This window comes from Pseudonocardia sp. (assembly GCF_050250275.1).
Taxonomy (GTDB): Bacteria; Actinomycetota; Actinomycetes; order Mycobacteriales; family Pseudonocardiaceae; genus Pseudonocardia.
The window spans coordinates 62,336-83,985 of the sequence record NZ_JBFWOY010000020.1; the positions used below are offsets into that span (position 1 = coordinate 62,336).

Annotated in this window: 22 protein-coding genes; 14 read left to right on the top strand and 8 right to left on the bottom strand. The window is 74.5% G+C overall.

Annotation, left to right across the window (positions count from 1 at the left end; all coding sequences use genetic code 11):
• Positions 1 to 59 precede the first annotated feature (59 nt).
• On the top strand, positions 60 to 692 hold the full coding sequence (locus tag AB7F12_RS18745) for a siderophore-interacting protein (protein ID WP_428516666.1): 633 nt from the start codon (positions 60 to 62) through the stop codon (positions 690 to 692).
• A gap of 50 nt (positions 693 to 742) precedes the next feature.
• Positions 743 to 2,638, top strand: a complete 1,896-nt coding sequence (locus tag AB7F12_RS18750) for a heavy metal translocating P-type ATPase (protein WP_428499196.1) — start codon at positions 743 to 745, stop codon at positions 2,636 to 2,638.
• Positions 2,639 to 2,651: 13 nt separating this feature from the next.
• On the opposite strand, the gene AB7F12_RS18755 is transcribed toward AB7F12_RS18750, so the two are convergent.
• The 3 genes from AB7F12_RS18755 to AB7F12_RS18765 all read right to left on the bottom strand — a co-directional run bounded on the left by AB7F12_RS18755 (position 2,652) and on the right by AB7F12_RS18765 (position 4,569).
• Complete coding sequence (locus AB7F12_RS18755) at positions 2,652 to 3,236, bottom strand: SACE_7040 family transcriptional regulator (protein WP_428499195.1); 585 nt, start codon at positions 3,234 to 3,236, stop codon at positions 2,652 to 2,654.
• 121 nt (positions 3,237 to 3,357) lie between these two features.
• Positions 3,358 to 3,600, bottom strand: coding sequence for a hypothetical protein (locus AB7F12_RS18760; RefSeq protein WP_428499194.1), 243 nt, complete (start codon positions 3,598 to 3,600; stop codon positions 3,358 to 3,360).
• Positions 3,601 to 3,666: 66 nt separating this feature from the next.
• On the bottom strand, positions 3,667 to 4,569 hold the full coding sequence (locus AB7F12_RS18765; RefSeq protein ID WP_428499193.1) for a DMT family transporter: 903 nt from the start codon (positions 4,567 to 4,569) through the stop codon (positions 3,667 to 3,669).
• A gap of 96 nt (positions 4,570 to 4,665) precedes the next feature.
• On the opposite strand from AB7F12_RS18765, the gene AB7F12_RS18770 reads away from it, so the two are divergent.
• From AB7F12_RS18770 to AB7F12_RS18790, 5 genes are read left to right on the top strand one after another with little or no spacing between them, the layout of a single operon-like run.
• Complete coding sequence (locus AB7F12_RS18770) at positions 4,666 to 6,057, top strand: PLP-dependent aminotransferase family protein (RefSeq protein ID WP_428499192.1); 1,392 nt, start codon at positions 4,666 to 4,668, stop codon at positions 6,055 to 6,057.
• A gap of 34 nt (positions 6,058 to 6,091) precedes the next feature.
• Positions 6,092 to 7,669: a carboxyl transferase domain-containing protein gene (locus AB7F12_RS18775; RefSeq protein ID WP_428499191.1), complete on the top strand. Its 1,578-nt coding sequence runs from the start codon at positions 6,092 to 6,094 to the stop codon at positions 7,667 to 7,669.
• A 58-nt stretch (positions 7,670 to 7,727) separates the two neighbouring features.
• The gene (locus AB7F12_RS18780; protein ID WP_428499190.1) at positions 7,728 to 9,728 is read left to right on the top strand and encodes an acetyl/propionyl/methylcrotonyl-CoA carboxylase subunit alpha; all 2,001 of its coding nucleotides are present in this window, start codon (positions 7,728 to 7,730) and stop codon (positions 9,726 to 9,728) included.
• Complete coding sequence (locus AB7F12_RS18785) at positions 9,728 to 10,876, top strand: acyl-CoA dehydrogenase family protein (protein WP_428499189.1); 1,149 nt, start codon at positions 9,728 to 9,730, stop codon at positions 10,874 to 10,876. Before AB7F12_RS18780 ends, AB7F12_RS18785 begins: the two co-directional genes overlap by 1 nt.
• Before the next feature lie 55 nt (positions 10,877 to 10,931).
• A complete protein-coding gene (locus tag AB7F12_RS18790; RefSeq protein ID WP_428499188.1) occupies positions 10,932 to 11,321 on the top strand; it encodes a hypothetical protein in 390 nt (129 codons plus the stop codon).
• Between the two features lie 4 nt (positions 11,322 to 11,325).
• On the opposite strand, the gene AB7F12_RS18795 is transcribed toward AB7F12_RS18790, so the two are convergent.
• The 4 genes from AB7F12_RS18795 to AB7F12_RS18810 form a co-directional block, all read right to left on the bottom strand.
• Positions 11,326 to 11,493 carry a hypothetical protein gene (locus AB7F12_RS18795; protein WP_186817207.1) on the bottom strand — a complete coding sequence of 56 codons (168 nt, stop codon included), beginning with the start codon at positions 11,491 to 11,493 and terminating at the stop codon, positions 11,326 to 11,328.
• Between the two features lie 88 nt (positions 11,494 to 11,581).
• Positions 11,582 to 12,376 carry a 5'/3'-nucleotidase SurE gene (surE, locus tag AB7F12_RS18800; protein WP_428499187.1) on the bottom strand — a complete coding sequence of 265 codons (795 nt, stop codon included), beginning with the start codon at positions 12,374 to 12,376 and terminating at the stop codon, positions 11,582 to 11,584.
• Positions 12,377 to 12,467: 91 nt separating this feature from the next.
• On the bottom strand, positions 12,468 to 13,277 hold the full coding sequence (locus tag AB7F12_RS18805) for a SirB1 family protein (RefSeq protein WP_428499186.1): 810 nt from the start codon (positions 13,275 to 13,277) through the stop codon (positions 12,468 to 12,470).
• Between the two features lie 38 nt (positions 13,278 to 13,315).
• Complete coding sequence (locus AB7F12_RS18810) at positions 13,316 to 14,263, bottom strand: ATP-binding protein (RefSeq protein WP_428499185.1); 948 nt, start codon at positions 14,261 to 14,263, stop codon at positions 13,316 to 13,318.
• A gap of 288 nt (positions 14,264 to 14,551) precedes the next feature.
• Here AB7F12_RS18810 and AB7F12_RS18815 point away from each other — a divergent pair, with 288 nt between their 5' ends.
• The 3 genes from AB7F12_RS18815 to AB7F12_RS18825 are packed head-to-tail and all read left to right on the top strand — an operon-like array spanning position 14,552 to position 16,757.
• Complete coding sequence (locus AB7F12_RS18815; protein ID WP_428499184.1) at positions 14,552 to 15,004, top strand: MaoC family dehydratase; 453 nt, start codon at positions 14,552 to 14,554, stop codon at positions 15,002 to 15,004.
• Between the two features lie 15 nt (positions 15,005 to 15,019).
• Positions 15,020 to 16,231 carry an acetyl-CoA C-acetyltransferase gene (locus tag AB7F12_RS18820; RefSeq protein ID WP_428499183.1) on the top strand — a complete coding sequence of 404 codons (1,212 nt, stop codon included), beginning with the start codon at positions 15,020 to 15,022 and terminating at the stop codon, positions 16,229 to 16,231.
• Between the two features lie 19 nt (positions 16,232 to 16,250).
• Positions 16,251 to 16,757, top strand: coding sequence for a MarR family winged helix-turn-helix transcriptional regulator (locus tag AB7F12_RS18825; RefSeq protein ID WP_428499182.1), 507 nt, complete (start codon positions 16,251 to 16,253; stop codon positions 16,755 to 16,757).
• A gap of 26 nt (positions 16,758 to 16,783) precedes the next feature.
• On the opposite strand, the gene AB7F12_RS18830 is transcribed toward AB7F12_RS18825, so the two are convergent.
• On the bottom strand, positions 16,784 to 17,296 hold the full coding sequence (locus AB7F12_RS18830) for an inorganic diphosphatase (protein WP_428499181.1): 513 nt from the start codon (positions 17,294 to 17,296) through the stop codon (positions 16,784 to 16,786).
• A gap of 162 nt (positions 17,297 to 17,458) precedes the next feature.
• Between AB7F12_RS18830 and dacB the strand changes: the two genes are divergently transcribed.
• The 4 genes from dacB to hpt all read left to right on the top strand — a co-directional run bounded on the left by dacB (position 17,459) and on the right by hpt (position 21,639).
• On the top strand, positions 17,459 to 18,877 hold the full coding sequence (gene dacB / locus AB7F12_RS18835; protein ID WP_428499180.1) for a D-alanyl-D-alanine carboxypeptidase/D-alanyl-D-alanine endopeptidase: 1,419 nt from the start codon (positions 17,459 to 17,461) through the stop codon (positions 18,875 to 18,877).
• Positions 18,878 to 18,948: 71 nt separating this feature from the next.
• Positions 18,949 to 20,010 carry a zinc-dependent metalloprotease gene (locus tag AB7F12_RS18840; protein ID WP_428499179.1) on the top strand — a complete coding sequence of 354 codons (1,062 nt, stop codon included), beginning with the start codon at positions 18,949 to 18,951 and terminating at the stop codon, positions 20,008 to 20,010.
• Positions 20,011 to 20,017: 7 nt separating this feature from the next.
• Entirely contained in the window at positions 20,018 to 21,007 is a 990-nt protein-coding gene (gene tilS, locus AB7F12_RS18845) for a tRNA lysidine(34) synthetase TilS (protein ID WP_428499178.1), read from the top strand.
• Positions 21,008 to 21,081: 74 nt separating this feature from the next.
• The gene (gene hpt / locus AB7F12_RS18850) at positions 21,082 to 21,639 is read left to right on the top strand and encodes a hypoxanthine phosphoribosyltransferase (RefSeq protein WP_428499177.1); all 558 of its coding nucleotides are present in this window, start codon (positions 21,082 to 21,084) and stop codon (positions 21,637 to 21,639) included.
• The last annotated feature ends 11 nt before the right edge of the window (positions 21,640 to 21,650 follow it).

The following is a 21,650-nucleotide window of genomic DNA, read 5'->3' on the forward strand; positions in this document are numbered from 1 at the left end:
CGGACACACAGCGGAGTCGTTTCGGCCCCGCGCGGTCAGGAACGGGCGGTCTCCGTACGGTGCGGCGCGTCGAGGGTGACCGGGTGACCGTCGACGTCGTCGTCCACGAGGGTGGCGCCGCGACGGCGTGGGCGCGCCGCGGCCGGCCGGGCGACCGGCTCGCGGTGACCCACCAGAACAGCTGGTTCACCCGGCCCGACGGGGTCGGCTGGCAGGTGCTGCTCGTCGACACCACCGGCCTGCCCGCGGCGGCGCGCATCGCGGAGGAGGCGCCCGCGGGGATGCGGACGATCGTCGTCGCGGAGGTCCCGTCGACCGCGGACGAGCAGGAGCTGGCCGGGGCCGAGGTCACGTGGGTGCACAACCGCCAGGTCGTGCACGGGGGGTCGCGGCTCGAGCGCCTGGCCCGGGAGCTGGTGCTGCCCGAGGGGCCCGGGTACGTCTACGTCGCGGGTGAGGCGGCGGCGACCCGTGCCGTCCGCACGTACCTGCGTCGTGAGCTGCGGTTGCCCGCGGAGTCGTACGGGGTGATCGGCTACTGGCGCCGTGACGCGGTCGCGTGGGCGGAGCGGGTGGCGCGGTCGGACGTCGATCTCGGCGAGTTGTGGCGGCGCTCCGAGGCCGAGGCGGCCGACGGGCAGGAGGCCCTGGACCTGTACGAGGAGCGGTTGGGGGGCGTCGGCCTGCTGTGAAGAAATCTTCTGGTTGCGTATCTGCGTGAGTGCGCATATAGAGTGAGTGGGTGCTCCCCGAGGTCCGCTCCGCCCTGCTCGCCCTCACGGCGTTCGCCGTCGCCGTCCCCGCCCAGCTGCTCGGCGCGCCCGCAGCGGCGACCGCAGTCGCCTGGACCGTCTGCTACGTCGCCGGCGGCTGGGAACCCGCCCGGTCGGGCCTGCGGGCACTGCGCCACGGCACCCTCGACGTCGACCTGCTGATGGTCGTCGCGGCCCTCGCCGCCGCGGCGATCGGCCAGCCCCTCGACGGCGGGCTGCTCGTGGTCATCTTCGCGACGTCGGGGGCCCTCGAAGCGGTCATGACCGCCCGCACCCGGCGCGGCATCGAGGCCCTGCTCGATCTCGCCCCGGAGACCGCGGTCCGCCTCGGAGGCGACGGCTCCGAGGCGACCGTCGCCGCCCGCGAGCTGCGGGTCGGTGACGTCGTCCTCGTCCGGCCGGGCGAGCGGGTCCCCGCCGACGGCGAGGTCGTCGACGGCGCGAGCGAGATCGACACCGCGTCGCTGACCGGCGAGCCACTGCCCCGCCCTGCCGGGATCGGCACCGCCGTGCACGCCGGCACGGTCAACGGCACGGGCGCGCTGCGGGTGCGGGTCGACCGCGACCCCGGCGACTGGGTGGTCGCCGGAATCCGCGAGCGCGTCGAACGGGCCACCGGGTCGTCCTCGCGGCGCCAGCTGCTCATCGAGCGGATCGAGCAGCCCTACTCGGTCGGCGTCGTGGTCGTCACGCCCGCCCTGATCGGGGTGCCGCTGCTGTTCGGCGCCGCGTTCGAGCCGACCCTGCTGCGCGCCATGACGTTCATGATCGTCGCGTCGCCCTGTGCGGTCGTGCTGGCGACGATGCCGCCCCTGCTCGCCGCGATCGCCGTGGCCGCCCGCCGGGGCGCGCTGCTGCGCGACGCCACCGTCGTCGAGGCCCTCGCGACGGTCGACGCCGTGGCGCTGGACAAGACCGGGACGCTGACCTCGGGCCGCCCGCGCGTCGTGGAGGTGCACGCTCTCGACGGCACCGACCCCGACGGGCTCGTCGCGCTCGCCGCCGCGGCCGAGGCCGGCAGCGAGCACGCGCTCGGACGCGCGGTCCGGGAGGAGGCGGCGCGCCGACGGCTCACCGTCCCGGTGGCGGCTGCGTTCGCGGCCGAGCCGGGGATCGGTGTGCGGGCCTCGGTCGGCGGGCAGGAGGTGACGGTCGGGCGACCGGTACCCGGCGAGCTCGTCGGCGCCGACGTCGAGGCCGGCGGCGCCACCGCGGTCGTCGTGCGGGTCGACGGCCGGGTCGCCGGGGTGCTCGGGATCGCCGACGACCTGCGCCCCGGGGCCGCCGGGGCCGTCGACGCGCTCACCGGACTGACCGGCCGGGTCCCGGTGCTGCTCACGGGCGACGCCGACCGCCCCGCCGCCGCGGTGGCGGCGCGCCTGGGCATCCGCGAGGTCCACGCCGGGCTGCTGCCCGACGGGAAGGCCGACATCGTCGAGGCCTGGCGCCGTGACGGACGCACCGTGCTCGCGGCGGGCGACGGCGTCAACGACGCACCCCTGCTCGCCGTCGCCGACGTGGGACTCGCCGTCGGGCACGGCGCCAGCGCGCTCAGCGTCCAGGCGGGCGACGGCGTGCTGCTGCGCGACCCGATGGGCGGGCTCCCGGCACTGGTGACCCTGTCCCGCAGGGCGACGCGCGTGGCCAGGGCGAACCTCGCGTTCGCAGGCGCGGTGATCGCCGGCCTGGTCGCGTGGGACCTCGTCGGGACGCTGCCGCTGGTCCTCGGGGTCGTCGGCCACGAGCTGTCGACGGTCGTCGTGTGCCTCAACGGGCTGCGGCTGCTCGTCGGGGGCGTGCGCCGCCCCGGACGCGACGCGACGGTCGCCGGCCGGGTCGCGACCGGCAGCGAGGTCAGGCTCTGACGGGTACGGGGGCTCAGGCTGCGGGCAGCGCGGTCAGGGCGGTGACCGCCATGCCGCGCAGCAGCGCCGCGACCTCGCGGCTGCTGCCGGCCGCGCCGCTGTGCGGGGTGGAGTTCAGCAGGCCGAACGCGCCGTGAGCGGCGATCCGGGCCGCCTCCGGGGACAGCCCGGGGGTGATCTCGCGCAGCACGTCCACCCAGATCTCGACGTAGGTGCGCTGCAGCAGGCGGACCGTGCGCCGCGGCTCGGGCGGCAGGTTCGCGAGGTCGCGGTCCTGCACGACGATCAGGTCCGGCGAGGTCAGCGCGAAGTCGAGGTGGAAGTCGACGAGAGCCTCGAGCGTGGCCAGAGCGTCGCGGCCCGCCTCGGCGCGCTCCCGGCCGCCGGCCAGCAGGTGCTCGCTGATGCCGACGAGCATCTCCGCGAGCAGCGCCTCCTTGCCGGGGAAGTGCCGGTAGAGCGCGGGCCCGCTGACGCCCACCGCCGCGCCGAGGTCGGCGATGCTCACCCCGTGGAACCCGTGCCTGGCGAACAGACGGGCCGCGACGGTGAGGATCTGCTCGCGCCGGCCGGTGGCGGCACCCGTCGGAACGGCCATCGGTGCAGCGTAGTCGGTTAACGTCCGCTAACGCAGCCGAGTGTGGGTCAGCCCTCGGGCCGTGGCGACGGGCACCCGCCCGCGGGGCCGCCGGTGGCCGGCGACGCTGCCCGGTGAGTGCTCAGGCGCTCGTCAGTTCCAGCCAGCGGCGCCGGTCGAGGAGCAGGTCGACGTCGTCGCGGAAGGCCCGCACCAGGCTCGGGAACTGTGGCGTCGCCTGCCGGATCCGGCAACAGAGGGCGGCGAGGTGGCCGTCCAGCGTCACCAGGTCCGGACACGAGTAGGCCGTGCCACGCTGCCCGGTCACGATGGTGGGGTCCTGCACGTCGATCGGTGTCGACGACCAGGGTGTGGTCGGAGCCATGTGGGCCTCCTCTGTCCGATGCGCCCGGCGGACGCGCTTCCGTTGTCTGCCCGTTCCGTGCCCCGCTCAACCCTCAGCAGGGCGTGCGATCGCGGCAGCGACCGGTGCGGGGGCCGGGGCGGCACGTCGCGACCGGCGCATCCCGACGGCCAGCCCGGCCCCGACGAGAGCGAGCCCGAGCCACACCCGGGGGCCGGGCACCGGTGCGCCGAGCGCGGCTCCGACCAGGGTGGCCGCGACGGGGGCGACGCCGGTCAGGAGGCTGGCGCGGCCTGCGCCCAGGTGGCCGACGGCCGAGTACCAGAGCACGAACGCGACGGCGGTGACGCCGACCGTCAGGTACGCCACGGCGAGCAGGTGTCCGGGGCGCAGCGCCGTCACCGCCGTGGGCCCCTCGGTGAGGAGGCCGCCGACGGCGAGGCCGACGGTGGCCATCCAGCACGTGTGCACGGAGACGCCCCACGGCCCGTGCCGGCCCAGGACGGGGACCGCGAGCAGCGTGAACCCGGCCTCGCAGGCGAGCACGAGCAGGGCCCACAGCAGCCCTTGCGGGTCCGTCCGGCCGCCGCCCTCGACGAGCACCGCACCGGCGGTGACCAGTACCGCGCCGCCCAGGACGATCCGCCGGTCGCCGGTCCCGCCGAGCGCGAGCAGTACCGGGACGCTCGCGACGGCCACCCCGAGGACGGCGGGTTCGGCATGCGCCGAGCCCTGGACCAGCGCGACGTTGAACAGGACGAGCCCGCTGCCCGCGACCCCCGTGAGCCACAGCCACTCCCGGCCGCGCGGTCGCCGGACCGGCCGGCCGGTCACCCTGGCTGCGACCAGCAGGATCGCGAACGCGGCGGCGTAGCGCAGGGCCTGTGTCGTCAGCACGGGGGCGTCGCGCAGCAGCCCGGACACGGCGACGCTCCCGCCGACGAAGCACATCCCCAACCCGCCCGTCGCGAGCGCGGTCCCCGTTCTCATGACGTCGATGGTCGGCCGCACCATGGTCTGCTCGACAGGGCCAAGACATTCCCGGGCGAGTGGTCCAAGATGCTGGAGCCGTCACGAGGGGGCGCAATGGCAGCTGGATCGGACTTCCTGCAGCTCGATCCCACGGGTGTCGCGCGCGGCGGGCTCGCCGGCTGGCTCGCCGATGCACTGCGCGGCGCGGTCGCGGACGGATCGCTGGGTGTCGGCGCGCGGCTGCCGGCGTCGCGCACCCTCGCGGCGGACCTCGGCGTGTCCCGGGGCGTGGTCGTCGAGGCCTACCGGCGGCTCGCCGACGAGGGCCTGCTGACCACCGGCGGAGCCAGGGGGACGGTCGTCGCGACGGTGCCGCGCCGGGCCCCGGTCGACCACGCGACCAGGCCGGCCCCGCCGGCGCTCGACCTCTCGCCGGGGCTGCCCGATCTCTCCGCCTTCCCGCGCGCGGCGTGGCTGCGAGCCGAGCGCGAGGTGCTGGACATGACGTCGGCGACCGACCTCGCCTACCCCGACCCGCGCGGCCATCCGGTGCTCCGGCACCAGCTCGCCGGGTGGCTGCGGCGTACTCGCGGAGTGCACGCGGCGGCCGACGACGTGATCGTCGTCGGCGGTGTCGCGCAGGGGCTGGCCATGCTGGCCCGGGTGCTGGTCCGGCGCGGCAGACCGGAGCTGGCCGTCGAGGACCCGGGATCGCGGGGCGCCCGGGAGCAGCTGGCGTTCTGGGGGCTGCGGCCCGTCGGGGTGCCGGTCGACGGCGACGGCATGGACGTGGCCGCGCTGCGCCGCACCGGGGCGACGACGGCGCTGCTCACCCCGGCGCACCAGTTCCCGACCGGTGTCGTGCTCGCCCCGGCCCGGCGCCGCGCGCTGCTGGCGTGGGCGGCCGACGGCGGGCTCGTCGTCGAGGACGACTACGACGCCGAGTTCCGTTACGACCGCGCGCCGGTGCCCGCGCTGCAGGGCCTCGCGCCGGACCGGGTCGCGCATGCCGGGAGTGTGTCGAAGACGCTCGCGCCGGGGCTTCGGCTGGGCTGGCTGGTCGCCCCGGCCGACCTGCGTGAGGAGCTGGTCCGCGAGCGGTACATGGCCGACCTGGGTGGGCCCGCGTTGCCGCAGCTGGTGTTCGCCCGACTGCTCGAGTCGGGTGCGCTGGAGCGTCATCTGCGGCGGGTGCGGGTGCGGCAGCGGGCTCGTCGCGACGCGATGCTGGCGGCGCTGGCCGAGCAGCTGCCGGCCGCGCAGGTGCACGGGGTCGCGGCGGGCCTGCACCTGATGGTCACGTTCGAGGGGGACGACCGGGCGCTGGCCGCGGCGGCGGCCGCGGCGGGGGTGCTCGTCCAGGCTCTGTCGAGCCACCGGATGGCTCCGGGCCCGCCAGGGCTGGTTCTCGGGTACGCCGCGCAGTCCCCGGACCGGATCCGGCGGGCAGTGGCGCTGCTCGCACGGACGGCGCAGCATCTGGCGCCGGACGTTAACGTTCGCTAACCTGTTAACGATCGCTAACATGCTTGGAGGGTCGATGACGAGCCCGACCGAGGCCCCCGTGCTCGCCACGGCGGCCGATCCCGGCGCCGACACGTTCGCGCGCAACGCCTCCGCCCACCGCGACCTCGTCGCCGACCTCAACGCGACGCTCGCCACCGCCCGCCTCGGCGGGCCCGCACGCAGCCGCGAACGGCACGTCGCCCGCGGCAAGCTCCTCCCGCGCGACCGCGTCGACGCCCTGCTCGACCCGTCGTCGCCCTTCCTGGAGCTCTCCCCACTCGCCGCCCACGGCCTCTACGGCGGCGACGCCCCGGGCGCCGGGATGATCACCGGCGTCGGCCGGGTGTCGGGCCGCGAATGCGTGATCGTCGCCAACGACGCCACCGTCAAGGGCGGCACCTACTACCCGATGACGGTCAAGAAGCACCTCCGCGCACAAGAGGTGGCCCTGCACAACAAGCTCCCGTGCGTCTACCTCGTCGACTCCGGCGGCGCCTTCCTCCCGCAGCAGGACGACGTCTTCCCCGACCGCGAGCACTTCGGCCGCATCTTCTACAACCAGGCCACGATGTCGGGGCTCGGCATCCCGCAGATCGCCGCCGTCATGGGCTCCTGCACCGCGGGCGGCGCCTACGTCCCCGCGATGAGCGACGAGGCCGTCATCGTCCGCGACCAGGGCACGATCTTCCTCGGCGGCCCGCCGCTGGTGAAGGCCGCGACCGGCGAGGTCGTCACCGCCGAGGAGCTGGGCGGGGGCGCCCTGCACTCCCGCACCTCCGGCGTCACCGACCACCTCGCCGACGACGACGCGCACGCGCTGCAGATCGTCCGCTCCATCGTCGCGACGCTAGGCCCGCGTGCTCCGCGGCCGTGGACCACGGTTCCGACGGAGGAGCCGGTCGTCGACCCCGCCGAGCTCTACGGCATGGTCCCCACCGACAGCCGCACCCCCTACGACGTCCGCGAGGTCGTCGCGCGGATCGTCGACGGTTCGCGGTTCCACGAGTTCAAGGCCGAGTACGGCACGACGCTCGTCACCGGGTTCGCCCACATCCACGGCCACCCCGTCGGCATCATCGCCAACAACGGCATCCTGTTCAGCGAGTCCGCGGTCAAGGGCGCGCACTTCGTCGAGCTCTGCGACCAGCGCGGCATCCCGCTGGTGTTCCTGCAGAACATCTCCGGCTTCATGGTCGGCCGCGAGTACGAGGCGGGCGGCATCGCCAAGAACGGCGCCAAGATGGTCACCGCCGTGGCGTCGACGCGGGTGCCGAAGCTGACCGTCGTCATCGGCGGCTCGTTCGGCGCCGGGAACTACGCCATGTGCGGGCGGGCCTACTCGCCGCGCTTCCTGTTCATGTGGCCCAACGCCCGCATCTCCGTCATGGGCGGGGAGCAGGCCGCGACCGTCCTCGGAACGGTCGGCAACGCCGACCCCGAGGCCATCCGCGCGCAGTACGAGGAGCAGGGCCACCCCTACTACTCCTCGGCCCGCCTGTGGGACGACGGCGTGATCGACCCCGCCGACACCCGTCGCGTCCTCGGCCTGTCCCTCTCGATCGCCGCCAACGCGCCCCTCGGGGACCCCGCGTTCGGCGTCTTCCGGATGTGAGCGCCGTGCGCGGGTGGCCCCCCGTTCCTGCAGATGGCGTCGACCCCGAGGAGGTCCCGTGTTCAGCACCGTGATGGTCGCCAACCGCGGCGAGATCGCGCTGCGGGTCATCCGCACCCTGCGCCGCCTCGGCATCCGCTCGGTCGCGGTCCACTCCGACGCCGACGCGGGATCGCCGCACGTGGCGGCCGCCGACGTCGCCGTCCGGCTCGGCCCCGCCGCGGCGGCCGAGAGCTATCTGTCGATCGAGCGCGTTCTCCACGCGGCGCGGGCCACGGGTGCCGAGGCCATCCACCCCGGCTACGGCTTCCTGAGCGAGAACACCGCCTTCGCGGCGGCGTGCGAGGCCGCGGGGATCGTGTTCGTCGGCCCGCCGGCATCGGCGATCGAGGCGATGGGCGACAAGATCCGCGCCAAGCAGACCGTCGCCAAGGCGGGGGTGCCGGTCGTCCCCGGGTCCGACGGCGCCGGCCTCTCCGACGCCGACCTCGCCGCCGCCGTCGACGAGATCGGCTACCCGGTGCTGCTCAAGCCGTCCGCCGGTGGCGGCGGCAAGGGCATGGTCGAGGTCCACCACGCCGCCGATCTCGCCGAGGCCATCGTCGGTGCCCGGCGGGTGGCCAAGGGCGCGTTCGGCGACGACACGCTGCTCGTCGAACGCCTCGTCACCACGCCGCGGCACATCGAGATCCAGGTCATGGCCGACGCCCACGGCACCGTCGTGCACCTGGGCGAGCGCGAGTGCTCGCTGCAGCGCCGGCACCAGAAGATCGTCGAGGAGGCGCCGTCGGCGCTGCTCACCCCCGAGCAGCGGGACCGGATGGGCGCGGCCGCGGTCGAGGCGGCCCGGTCGGTCGGCTACACCGGGGCGGGCACCGTCGAGTTCATCGTGGGCGGCGACCGGCCCGACGAGTTCTTCTTCATGGAGATGAACACCCGGCTGCAGGTCGAGCACCCGGTCACCGAGATGGTCACCGGGCTCGACCTGGTCGAGCTGCAGCTGCGGGTCGCCGCCGGCGAGCCCCTGCCGCTCACCCAGGACGACGTGCGCCTCGACGGCCACGCGATCGAGGTCCGCGTCTACGCCGAGGATCCCGGCGCCGGGTTCCTCCCGACGGGCGGGCGCGTCCTCGCGTTCGACGCGCCCACGGGCGCCGGGCTCCGGGTCGACGCGGGCATCGAGGCGGGCGGGGTCGTCGGCTCCGACTACGACCCCATGCTTGCCAAGGTCATCGCCCACGGCGCCGACCGCGACGAGGCCCTCCGCCGTCTCGACACCGCGCTGGCGAACACCACCCTGCTCGGGTTGGGCACCAACATCGGGTTCCTGCGCGCCCTGCTCGCCGACGACGACGTCCGCGCCGCGAACCTGGACACCGGGCTCGTCGGCCGCCGCCTCGACGACTGGGCTGCCGCCGACCTCCCCACCGACGTCCTCGGCGTCGCGACGGGGGTCGCGCTGCTGGACCTCGAACCGCGGGGCGCCGTCGTCGACCCCTTCGACATCCCCGGCGGTTGGCGCCTCGGCGACGTCGCCGCGACGACCCGCACCCTGCTGGTCCCCGGGCACGAGCCGGTCGAGGTCACGGCCCGCGGCCGCGCCGCGGCCGCGTCCCTGACGATCGGCGACTCGCCGGAGGAGAGCACCAGCACAGCGCCTGTGGGCGGCGATGGTCGCGACAGCGACTACCGCCACTCACAGGGCGGGGTCACCCGGCGCTACCGAGCGGCGCGCGCCGCCGACGGAACGCTCTGGATCGGCCGTGACGGGTACGCCTGGGCCGTGCGGGAGCAGGGTCGGCTGGAGGCTGCGCGCGCCGACTCCGCGGCGGCGGGCGGGCCCGTCGTCAGTCCGATGCCCGGCACCGTGACGGTCGTCGACGTGGCCGAGGGCGACACCGTCGTAGCAGGTCAGCGGCTCGTCGTCGTCGAGGCCATGAAGATGGAGCACGTCCTCACCGCACCGGCCGACGGTGTGGTCCGCGAGCTGCGCGCCCGCGCGGGCGCGACGGTTGCCAAGGACGCGGTCCTGCTGCACGTACAGACGGAGGAGGAGTAGTGGAGCTGGAACTCAGCGAGGAGCAGGAAGCCCTGCGCCAGACGGTCGAGGACTTCGCGCGCAAGGAGGTCGCCCCCGTCATCGGCGGCTTCTACGAGCGCGAGGAGTTCCCCTACGACCTCGTCGCGAAGATGGGCCGGATGGGGCTGTTCGGGCTGCCCGTCTCCGAGGAGCACGGCGGCATGGGCGGCGACTACACGGCGCTGTGCATCGCGCTGGAGGAGCTGGGACGGGTCGACTCGTCGGTCGCGATCACCCTGGAGGCCGGCGTCTCCCTGGGGCTCATGCCGATCTACAGGTTCGGCACCGATGCGCAGAAGGCCCGCTGGCTGCCTTCGCTGGTCGCCGGGGAGCACCTCGGTGCGTTCGGGCTGACCGAGCCCGGCGGCGGCTCCGACGCGGGCGCCACCCGCACCACCGCCCGCCTCGACGGCGACGAGTGGGTCATCAACGGCTCGAAGTCGTTCATCACCAACTCCGGCACCGACATCACCTCCGTCGTCACCGTCACCGCGATCACCGGTGAACGCGACGGCGGGAAGAAGGAGATCTCCGCGATCCTCGTCCCGTCGGGGACACCCGGGTTCTCGGTGGCGCCCAAGTACTCCAAGGTCGGCTGGAACGCCTCCGACACCCACGAGCTGTCGTTCGACGACTGCCGGGTCCCCGCCGAGAACCTGCTCGGCGAGCGTGGCCGCGGCTACGCCCAGTTCCTGTCGATCCTCGACGAGGGCCGGGTCGCCATCGCCGCGCTCGGCACCGGGCTCGCGCAGGGCTGCGTCGACGAGTCGGTCCGCTACGCCCACGAGCGCGAGGCGTTCGGCCACCCGATCGGCAGCTACCAGGCGATCCAGTTCAAGATCGCCGAGATGGAGACGCGCGCCCACACTTCGCGGCTGGCCTGGTACGCGGCGGCGGCGAAGATGCAGGCGTGCAAGCCGTTCAAGAAGGAGGCGGCGATCGCGAAGCTGGTGTCGTCGAACGCGGCGATGGACAACGCCCGCGACGCCACGCAGGTCTTCGGCGGCTACGGCTTCATGAACGAGTTCCCCGTGGGCCGCTTCTACCGCGACGCCAAGATCCTCGAGATCGGCGAGGGCACCTCGGAGGTCCAGAAGATGCTGATCGCCCGCCAGCTCGGCCTGTAGCGGTCGGCCACGCCGATCGCGGTACGGTCGCGTCGAACGACCGGGAGGAGCCGCTGTGGCCAGCTGGGACGATCTCGTCTCCTACGTGCGGGTGCGCTACGAGATCATGCGCCAGCACGAGCAGGAGCTGTGGTTCAACCTGCCGACGACGGGCGAGCGCACGCAGCTCGTCGTCGTGCGCCAGGTGGTCGGCGACGACGGGCACACGTGGGCGCAGATCTCGTCGCCGATCTGCCGCGTCGCGGAGGTCGACCTGATGGAGCTGCTGTCGCTCGCCGGGGCGTCGGTCGTCGGCGGCGTGGTGGCGGTCGACGGGGTCGCGGTGTTCCGGCACTCGGTCCCGCTGGGCGATGCCAACCTCGCCAGTTTCGACCGCCCGTTCCGCCACGTGGCCGACGTCGCGGACGACCTCGAGGAGAAGCTCACCGGCCGCGACGAGCACTAGCCGATCAGGAGATCGGCTCCAGCGCCTGGTCGACGACGACGCGCAGGCGGGCGAGGAGCTCGTCGGCCTCGGCCCAGGTGAGCACGCCCGACCGGATGCCCAACCGGATCTCCTCGGCGACCGTCCGCGAGAAGTGTGTCGCCCACTCGGACCGTGTCCACCCTGCGTTCATCCGCAGATGGTGCCCTGCGCCACAGCGCGTGCACGATCCGGGGGACTCGGTGACGGAAAGTCACCGACGACTACGCTGAGCGAGCCACTCAGTGGCGGCCCGACGCCGCCACCCCCAGCACCCCAGGCACAGCGGTGACCGTCCGCAGTTCGGTGAGGGTCGGGTGCCCCGCCGCCAGCAGTGCGATGTCACTGTCCGCGGCCGGCTCCTCGGCCACGGTGCGCAACGACGACAACAGCATGCTGTGCGGGTCACCCTCCCGGTGCTCGACGACGACCTGCGCGTTGCCGAACCGTGCCAGCTCCGCCTCCCGCAGCTCCCGCAACGAGCCCGGTGCGACATCGGGGACGTTCAGCGACAGCACGGTGCCGGGATCGCGTGCCAGCAGCAGGTCGAGCACCTCGGGGACGAGGGCCGTCGCCGCCTCCCAGTGCGGAGCCTCGGGCGCGACCCAGCCCGTGTCGAGTGAGACGGCGAGGCCGTACCAGCCCTGCAGGCTCGCGGTCAGCGCGGCGCCGACCGTCCCGGAGTGCAGAACGGCGCGCCCGACGTTCGCACCCAGGTTGATCCCGGAGACGACGACATCGGGCGCCGGGTCCAGCCAGCCACGGCCCGCGGCGTAGACGATGTAGGCGGGGTGCCCCTCGACGGCGTGGGCGGTGACGTCGTCCAGACCCGGGAGGGTCCGGGGATGGACCCGGACACCGCCGTCGTCACGCACCGAGAGCACGGAGGCGGCGACGCCGCTCGAGTCGACGTGCGGGGCCGCGACGACGACCTCGAGACCCGCGTCGCGGACCACGGCGGCGAGTGCCCACAGGCCGGGGGAGTCGATGCCGTCGTCGTTGGTGATCAGGGCCCGCAGGCGCCGGGAAGAAGCCACGTCCTCCACGGTAGGCGAGCGCCCGCCCCGGCGCGGGACGGACGAGAGCAGCCCCACCCGCGCAACCGCCGTCGTCGCCCGCCGGTCGCCGTCAGTTCAGGTTGGCGAGCTGGGAGCGGGCCTTGTCGCGCAGGGCGTCGCGCTGCGCGGCGTCGAGGGGGGCGTCGGTGTCCTCGGCGGCCTTGCGCAGAATCCGGGCGGCCTCGGGCCAGCGGGCCTGGGCACCGAGCGCCTCGGCCAGGTCGGTGAGCAGGGGGACGGCGGTCTCCGCGGGCCCGGGGAACGTGAGCCGCATCCGCAGCACCCATTCGAGGTCGGCGGGCCGGCGGCGGCGGGCGTAGACGCCGCGGAGGTTCTCCAGCATCCGGATGAGGATCTGGCGGTGCGTCACGCGCGGCAGCAGGTCGCGGTGGAACGGGACCGACCCCGCCGCGGCGCCGGTGGTCGCGCGGAACAGCTGTTCGCAGTCGCTGTCGTCGAGGACCCGGCCGCCGCCGAAGACGTCGACGTGCACGCCGGACGCCTTGTCGCGCACCAGGAAGTGGCCGGGCATACCCACACCCTCCAGCTCGACGCCCGTCCGGCGGCCCACCTCGATGGCGACGACGGCGAGCGTGATCGGGATGCCGGTGCGCCGGCGCAGCACGTGCGGCAGCAACGAGTTGCGGGGGTCGTAGTAGTCCTCGGTGTTGCCCCGGAAGCCCTCGACCTCGAACAGCGACTCCAGCAGTCCGGTCAGCCCCGACCCGTCGGGGACGGCGGCGGCGAGCCGGTCGAGCTCGGCGAGCCAACGGTCGGGGTCGAGGCCGGGGTGGGCGCCCGCGGCGATGGCGAGCGCGCCGACGTCGAGATGGGGCTCGCCGCGGCCCACGAGGGCGCCGAAGCGCGCGACCGGGTCCATCGAACCAGTGTGCCGCCGCGACCGGGCGCGTCGGCACATCAGGCGGTCATGGTCACCCGAATGACCGTCCCGGTGCCGCCGTCGCTCCACACCTGCAGGACGTCCGACAGCTCCGAGGCGAGCCACAGCCCGCGCCCCCGCGCCCCCGACGGCGGCGGCGCCACGAGCCCCGGGAACGGGACGTGCATCCGGCCGGAGTCGTGCACCTCCGCGACGACGAACGCGCCGGGCCCGTCGCCGAGCCGCCACAGCCGCAGCGTCCCCGCCCCCGGACCGTGCTCGACGCTGTTGCTCGCGATCTCGTTGACCGCCAGCACGAAGTCGGCGACCCGCTCGGTGGACAGGCCCGCGTCGGCGGCCACGGTGGCGACGGCACGGCGCAGCTCGCCCAGGCCGTCGAGCGCGAACTCCCTGGTCTCGACGGGCCGGCCGAGATCGGGTGGGGGCGGCGGCGGGAACTCGGCGACCACGTCGAGCGGGGTGCGGTAGCCGAGACCCGGCACCGAGTGCCCCGACGACAGCAGGGTCCGGTGCGTCGAGCCGCGCAGCGCGAGCTCGTCGACGTCGTCGGGGAAGGGGCACAGCACCTCGACGGGCAGGCCCGGGAGTGCCACGTCGAGCGCGGCGTCGAGCCGGGCCCAGTAGCCGGGGCCGCCGTCGACGAGGTCGGTGACGTGCTGGGCGACGACCGTCGCGTAGCCGCCCGGGACCGTCCGGCGCGACAGCCTCGCCCACCGCACCGCCACGGTGAAGGCGGGCAGCCGGTAGACGTCGGCGGGGGCGAGGAACTCGACGTGACCCGCCGCGTCGCCGAGCTCGGAGCGCAGCGCGTCGCGCTCGGGGACGTCCAGGACGGCCACCACCGGGCCCTCGGCCTCGATGGCGTCCCGCAGCCGCGGTGCGAGCTGCGCGGCCAGCCCGGCGGGGGAGCCGAACGGGACGCCCTCGTGGAGCGGCTCGGCGACCTCCGTGCCGGCGGTGGTCATCGCCGGTCCGGCAGGGGTGGGCAGGACACCCGGGAGCACCCGTGCCCTCGTCCCATCGCAGCCACCGTCTCCTCGCGGACCGGTGCCCGCCCCCGCGGCTCCCGGCCCCTACGCCCCTGTCGCAGGCCGAACAGTAGTGCCCCCGGCCGTGCGATCGCGAACCCTGGGGGTCGCCCCAGGACCTGTGGCGCTCACCGCCTTCCGCGTCGTGTCCGGTTCACCCAGCGGTGTGGCAATGTGATCCGCGCCGGCCGGGGTGGCCCGACGGCACCGGACACGAGGAGTGGGATGCGCGTCTTCAACGGGGTGGACGAACTGCGCGGGGCGGTCGGCGAGACCATCGGCGAGAGCGGATGGTTCACCGTCGACCAGAGCCGTATCGACGGCTTCGCCGACGCGACCGACGACCACCAGTGGATCCACGTCGACGCCGACAAGGCGGCGACCGGCCCGTTCGGCACGACAATCGCGCACGGCTTCCTGACGTTGTCGTTGCTGCCCGTCCTGATCAACGACGTGTACTCGGTCGAGGGCACCAACATGGGCATCAACTACGGCCTCAACCGCGTCCGGTTCACCTCACCGGTGCCGGTGGGCAGCAAGGTGCGCGGTGTCGTCGAGCTCGCCGACGTCAGCGACGTCACCGGCGGCGTGCAGATCACCACGAAGGTGACCGTGGAGATCGAAGGCGCCGAGCGCCCCGCGCTCGTCGCGGAGTGGCTGACCCGACAGTACGTCTGAGAGACCGGGGGACCCATGCGTGACGCGGTGATCTGTGAGCCCTTGCGGACCCCGGTGGGTGGTTTCGGTGGGGCTCTGCGTGAGGTGTCGGCTCACCGGTTGGCGGCCACGGTGGTCTCGGCGTTGCTGGAGCGCACCGGGCTGCCCGGTGACGCGGTCGACGATGTGGTGCTGGGTCACTGTTATCCGACGATGGACGCTCCGGCGATCGGGCGGGTCGCCGCGCTCGACGCGGGGCTGCCGGTGACCGCGGGCGGGATCCAGATCGACCGCCGTTGCGGGTCAGGGTTGCAGGCGGTGCTGTATGCGGCGATGCAGGTGTCGTCGGGGGCGGCCGAGGTGGTCCTCGCCGGTGGTGCGGAGTCGATGTCCAACGCGCCGTTCTACTCCACCGCGATGCGCTGGGGTGCGAAGGCGGGGCCCGGTGTGCTGCTGCACGACGCGCTCTCGCGGGGGCGGGTCACCGCGGGCGGGGTCAACTTCGGTGTGCCCGGCGGGATGCTGGAGACCGCGGAGAACTTGCGTCGCGACTACGGGATCGGGCGGGTCGAGCAGGACGAGTTCGCGGTTCGTTCCCATCGGCGGGCCGCGGCGGCCCGGGCGGCGGGCCGGTTCGCCGAGGAGATCGTCGCGGTGCGGGTCCCGGGCCGTGACGGTGACACCGTCATCGACACCGACGAGCACATCCGGCCCGACTCGACGGTGGAGGCCCTGGCCGGGTTGCGCCCGATCCTGGGCCGTGACGATCCCGGGGCGACGGTGACCGCTGGTAACGCGTCGGGGCAGAACGACGGTGCCGCGGTCTGTGTGGTGACCAGTCCCGGGCGTGCCGAGGAGCTGGGGTTGCGGCCGTTGGTGCGGCTGGTGTCGTGGGGGCTGGGCGGTGTGGAGCCGAAGACGATGGGGATCGGGCCGGTCCCGGCGGTGGCTGCGGCGTTGGCGCGGGCGGAGCTGGCGTTGCGGGACATCGATCTGATCGAGCTGAACGAGGCGTTCGCCGCGCAGGTGCTGGCGTGCACGCGTGAGTGGGGGTTCGTCGCGGCCGATTTCGACCGCGTCAACGTGAACGGGTCGGGTATCTCGCTGGGGCATCCTGTGGGTGCGACGGGTGGGCGGATTCTGGCCACCCTGGCCCGGGAGATGGTGCGTCGTGATGCCCGGTACGGGCTGGAGACGATGTGCATCGGTGGTGGCCAGGGCCTCGCCGCGCTGTTCGAGCGCGTCTGATCCGGGAGCCTCGGACACCGTGACCGCGGAGCCCGGCCGGCGGGCGGAGCTCGACCTCGAGGGTGCCGGACGCGTCGGCACCGAGCTGGTCCGCCTCGTGCGGCTCATCGAGCGCACCTACGCCCAGCACCAGACCCTGCACCCCGACGGCGTCGACCGCGCCACCTACGTGCTGCTCGTGCACCTCGTCGACGGCGGCCCCCACCGGTCCAGCGCGCTCGCCGAGGCCGTGCACTCCGACCCGTCGACCGTCAGCAGGCAGATCACCCAGCTCGTCAGGATCGGGCTGGTGCGCCGCGTCTCCGACCCTGCCGACGGGCGGGTCGTGCTGCTCGTCGCCACCGAGGAGGGCGAACGGGTGCTCCGCGAGAACCGACGGCTGCGCGACGACGGGATCGCGCGGATGCTCGCGCACTGGCCCGCCGCCGACCGGGAGCAGTTCGCCCAGCTCCTCGCGAGGTTCACGACGGAGTTCGAGCAGTACAAGGTCGCCCGAACACCCCCGGGTGCCGCCGGGCGACGCTGACGCGGCCGCCACCGGGGGACGAGCGATCACTCGGCGGTGTCGTGCTCCTCGTGCTCCGCGGCGTCGAGCGCACGCTTGCGGGAGGCGCGGATCTCGGCCTCGGCGTCGACGCGGCCGACCCAGGTCGCCCCCTCGACGCTCTTGCCCGGCTCCAGCGTCTTGTAGATCTCGAAGAAGTGCTGGATCTCCGCCCGGTCGAACTCGGGCAGGTGGTGGATGTCGCGCAGGTGCTCCTGGCGCGGGTCGTCGGCCGGGACGCACAGGACCTTGTCGTCGCCGCCCTTCTCGTCCTTCATCCGGAACATGCCGATCGTGCGCGCGCGGATGAGGCAGCCCGGGAACGTCGGCTCCTGGACGAGGACCAACGCGTCGAGCGGGTCGCCGTCCTCGCCGAGGGTGTCATCGATGAATCCGTAGTCGGCCGGGTACTGGGTCGCGGTGAACAGCGTCCGGTCGAGCCGGATCCGGCCCGTCACGTGATCAACCTCGTACTTGTTCCGGCCGCCCTTGGGGATCTCGATGGTGACGTCGAAGTCCACGGTTCGTTGCTCCTGATGGGTTCGGTGGCGGCTGTCGAGAGCCGACGCCGGTCGGGCGACCGGCTCCGGCGCCTACCTCTAGTGTGGGGGACCGCCCGCCGGTGCGGACCCTCCGGGGGTACGGGTCACGCCCGTGAGGATGGTCGCAGGCAGGAGGAACGGGTGGGTTTCGGACGGCGGATCGGCGACACGTTCCGAGTCCCGGGTCGTGGCCTCCGCCGCACCGTGGTGGTGCTCACGGTCCTGGTGACGGCCGCCGCGACGGGATCCGCGGTCGCGCTGACCGCGCCCGGGCTGCTCGGCAGCGCCGGAGCTCAGGAGGCCGTGGCCATGCCGGTGCCGGTCCCGGCGCTCGGCGGGCTGCCCACCGACGCGCCGCTGCCGTCGGCCGCGGGACTGGCCACCGCCCTCGACGCCGTGACCAAGGGCACCGCGCTGGGCACCTTCGGCGGGGTCGTGGTCGACCCGGCCACCGGCACCCCCCTGTGGCAGCGCTCGTCCGACACCGCGCTCGTCCCCGGCTCGACGGCGAAGCTGCTGACGTCGGCGGCCGCGCTGCTCAGCCTCGCCGGCACCGACCACCTCTACACGCGGGTGGTCGCCGGCCCGACGCCCGGCTCGGTCGTGCTCGTCGGCGGGGGCGACCCCACGCTGACGGCCCTGCCCGCGGGCAAGGACTCGGTGTACCCGCAGCCCGCCCGGCTCGCCGACCTCGCCGCCGCGGTGAAGAAGTCCCTCGGCACGCAGCAGGTCACGTCGATCGTCATCGACACGAGCCGCTACACCGGGCCCGGCCTCGCCGCCGGCTGGGACCCGACCGACGTCGCGGGCGGTTTCGTCACCCCGATCGAGCCGCTGATGCTCGACGGCGGCCGCGTCGACCCGCGCGCCCAGGACGGCACCCGCGTCGCCGACCCCGCCGAACAGGCCGGCAAGGCGCTCGCGAAGGAGCTCGACGTCGATCCGTCGAACGTGAGCGCCGGCACGGCGCCGCCCAACGCGAAGGTGCTCGGCACGGTCTCGTCGGCGTCGATCTCCGACCTCGTCGAGCACCTGCTGGAGACGTCGGACAACGTGCTCGCCGAGATCCTGGCGCGCGAGGTCGCGATCGCCCGCGGCGGCGAGCCGTCGTTCACCGGGGCGGCCGCGCAGGTGCTGGCGGCGCTGAGCCAGGCGGGCATCGACCCGTCCGGCGCCGTCCTCGACGACGGCAGCGGCCTCTCCACGGGCGACCGCGTCCCGCCGCGACTGCTGGGCGCGATCCTCGCCGTCGCGAGCACCCCGCCGCAGAGCCCGCACGACACCGAGTTCCTGCGTCCGATCCTCGGCGGGCTGCCCGTCGCGGGCGGTGACGGCACGCTGGAGGACCGCTTCGGCGCGGGCACCTCCGCGGCCGGGCGCGGCGTCGTACGGGCCAAGACGGGCACGTTGACCGGGGTGAGCAGCCTCGCCGGGGTGGTCACCACCGCGGACGGGCGGCTGCTGGTCTTCGCGTTCATGTCCAACGGCCTCAACCCCGCCGACGCCCGGCCCCGCCTCGACACGATCGCCGCGACGCTGAGCCGCTGCGGCTGCCGCTGAGCTCCTGCAATCCGGGTGCGCGCGGCGTCGACCGCCCGCGGGACGACGTCCGGGTGCGTAGCCTCGGGATCGTGCCGCCCGCCCTGACGAACACCCCCGTACCCGTCGACTCCGGCCTGCCCGTCAACTGGGACCTGGCCAAGCGGACCGCGGCCCGGCTGATGTCGTCCGGGCCACAGGCCTCGCGCGCCGAGGCCCACGAGCTCGTCGTGCGGCTGCGCGCCGACGCCGCCGTCGCCGAGGGGCACGTCCGCACCGTGACGGGGCTCGGCGAGGGCCTGCCGCTGCTGCCGGCCGACGTCGTCGACCGGCCGCGCTGGGCCGCGGCGGCGGTCGACGGCATGGCCGCGCTCACCTCCGGCGCCGCGCTGCCGCGCACGCCCAAGGTCGCCAGGGCCGTCACCGGGACGACGGCCGGCCTGCAGGTCGGGTCGGTGCTCGCCTACCTCGGTGGACGGGTCCTGGGCCAGTACGACCCGTTCGGCGGCGCCGACGGCGCCGGCCGGCTGCTGCTGGTCGCCCCCAACGTGCACGCCGCCCAGCGGGCCCTCGACGTCCCGTCGACCGACTTCGGGCTGTGGGTGTGCCTGCACGAGGCCACGCACCGACTGCAGTTCACCGCCGTGCCGTGGCTGCGCGACCACTTCTCCGAGCAGGTGTCGACGTTCCTGTCGCTGGCCGACACCGACGGTTCCGACGTGCTGGCCCGGCTGCCCGAGATCGCCAGGCGAATGCGCGAGACCGGTGGCGACGCGCTGGCCGTCGTGGAGCTGTTGCAGGGCCCGGAGCAGCGGGCCGTCCTCGACCGGCTGCTCGCGCTGACGACGCTGCTGGAGGGCCACGCCGACCACGTCATGGACGCCGTCGGCCCCCAGGTCGTCCCGAGCGTGGCGACGATCCGCGACCGTTTCACCGTCCGTCGGCGCGGCGGTGGGCTGCTCGACCGGTTGCTGCGGGCGTTGCTCGGTGTCGAGGCGAAGATGAAGCAGTACGCGGTCGGGTCGGCCTTCACGTCGTACGTGGTGCTGGCCGTCGGGATGGACGGGTTCAACCGGGTGTGGGAGTCGCCGCAGACGCTGCCGACCCGCGCCGAGCTGGCCGACCCGGCGGCGTGGCTGCGTCGCCTCGGCTGAGGCGGCGATGACCGCGTCCCGCGCCGGGGCGGCCGTCGCGCGGCTGCGGCTCGCCGTCCGCCGCACGTTCGCCGAGCTGCCGGCCGAGGTGGCCGCCGCGCCGGTGGTCGTCGGCTGCTCCGGGGGCGCCGACTCGCTCGCGCTCACCCTCGCCGCCGCCGCGGAGCTGCCGGACCGGGTGCGCGCGGCGGTCGTCGACCACGGCCTGCAGGACGGGTCCGCGGTCCATGCGGCGGCGGTGGCGGGGGCGCTCGTCGGCCACGGTGTCCCCGCGGCCGTGCACACCGTCGTCGTCGAGGGCCCCGGTGGGACCGAGGCCGCGGCCCGCCGCGCGCGCTACGCGGCCCTGGACGCCGCGCGGCCCGGCCCGCACAGCCCGGTGCTGCTCGCCCACACCCTCGACGACCAGGCCGAGACCGTCCTGCTCGGGCTCGGCCGGGGCTCGGGGCCGCGCTCGATCGCGGGCATGCGGGCCTGGGACGCGCCGTGGGCCCGCCCGCTGCTCGACGTCCGGCGCGACGTAACCCGCGCCGCGTGCGCCGAGCTGGGCGTGCGGGTGTGGCACGACCCGCACAACGACGACCCGCGGTTCACCCGCGTCCGGCTGCGCCACGAGGTGCTGCCGCTGCTGGAGGACGTCCTCGCGGGCGGTGTCGCCGAGGCACTGGCCCGTACCGCGGCCCAGCTGCGCGAGGACGGCGACGCCCTCGACACGCTCGCCGCGAGGGCCCGGGAGGCCGCCGAGGACGGCCCCCACCTGCGGGTCGCCGCGCTCACCGGAATCCTGCCCGCGGTGCGGAGGCGGGCCCTGCGGGCGTGGCTGCGCGACGCGGGTGTGAACGATCTCACCGACCTCCACCTGCGGTCCGCCGACGCTCTCGTCGGTCGATGGCGTGGTCAGGGCGGGATCGCCCTTCCGGGTGGCTTGGACCTCGTCCGCCGAGATGGCAGGCTCGTCCTGCGCCGGGCCGAGACGCCGCGCCCGGGCGGCGGGTAGGCCCGGGACGGACCGGGCCGGACACCACCGCACCGACAGCCGGCGCACCGCCGGCCCCGAGGAGGCCACACCCCGTGTACGACGGCGACATCGCGTCCGTCCTGGTCACCGAGCAGCAGCTCCGAGACAAGATCGTCGAGCTCGCCGAGCAAGTCGGCCGCGACTACGGCGACCTCGTCGAGGGCCGCGAGACCGACCTCCTGCTCGTCGGCGTCCTCAAGGGCGCCGTCATGTTCATGACCGACTTCGCGCGGGCCCTGCCGCGGCCCGTGCAGCTCGAGTTCATGGCGGTCAGCTCCTACGGCTCCTCGACGTCGTCGTCGGGTGTGGTGCGCATCCTCAAGGACCTCGACCGTGACATCGCGGGCCGCGACGTCCTCATCGTCGAGGACATCATCGACTCGGGACTGACCCTGTCGTGGCTGTTGAAGAACCTCGAGTCGCGCCGGCCGGCGTCGCTGGAGGTGTGCACGCTGCTGCGCAAGCCGGACGCGGTGAAGGTCGACGTGCCGGTGAAGTACGTCGGGTTCGACATCCCCAACGAGTTCGTCGTGGGGTACGGCCTGGACTACGGCGAGCGGTACCGCGACCTGCCGTTCATCGGGACGCTCGACCCGGCCGTGTACGCCTGAGCCCCGCTCCG

Excerpts from the sequence above, each read along its gene's own strand:
- AB7F12_RS18755 (WP_428499195.1), bottom strand. The coding sequence starts at position 3,236 with ATGGCCGTTCCGACGGGTGCCGCCACCGGCCGGCGCGAGCAGATCCTC.
- AB7F12_RS18760 (WP_428499194.1), bottom strand. The coding sequence starts at position 3,600 with ATGGCTCCGACCACACCCTGGTCGTCGACACCGATCGACGTGCAGGAC.
- AB7F12_RS18765 (WP_428499193.1), bottom strand. The coding sequence starts at position 4,569 with ATGAGAACGGGGACCGCGCTCGCGACGGGCGGGTTGGGGATGTGCTTC.
- AB7F12_RS18770 (WP_428499192.1), top strand. The coding sequence starts at position 4,666 with ATGGCAGCTGGATCGGACTTCCTGCAGCTCGATCCCACGGGTGTCGCG.
- AB7F12_RS18775 (WP_428499191.1), top strand. The coding sequence starts at position 6,092 with ATGACGAGCCCGACCGAGGCCCCCGTGCTCGCCACGGCGGCCGATCCC.
- AB7F12_RS18795 (WP_186817207.1), bottom strand. The coding sequence starts at position 11,493 with ATGAACGCAGGGTGGACACGGTCCGAGTGGGCGACACACTTCTCGCGG.
- AB7F12_RS18805 (WP_428499186.1), bottom strand. The coding sequence starts at position 13,277 with ATGGACCCGGTCGCGCGCTTCGGCGCCCTCGTGGGCCGCGGCGAGCCC.
- AB7F12_RS18810 (WP_428499185.1), bottom strand. The coding sequence starts at position 14,263 with ATGACCACCGCCGGCACGGAGGTCGCCGAGCCGCTCCACGAGGGCGTC.
- AB7F12_RS18815 (WP_428499184.1), top strand. The coding sequence starts at position 14,552 with ATGCGCGTCTTCAACGGGGTGGACGAACTGCGCGGGGCGGTCGGCGAG.
- AB7F12_RS18820 (WP_428499183.1), top strand. The coding sequence starts at position 15,020 with ATGCGTGACGCGGTGATCTGTGAGCCCTTGCGGACCCCGGTGGGTGGT.
- tilS (WP_428499178.1), top strand. The coding sequence starts at position 20,018 with ATGACCGCGTCCCGCGCCGGGGCGGCCGTCGCGCGGCTGCGGCTCGCC.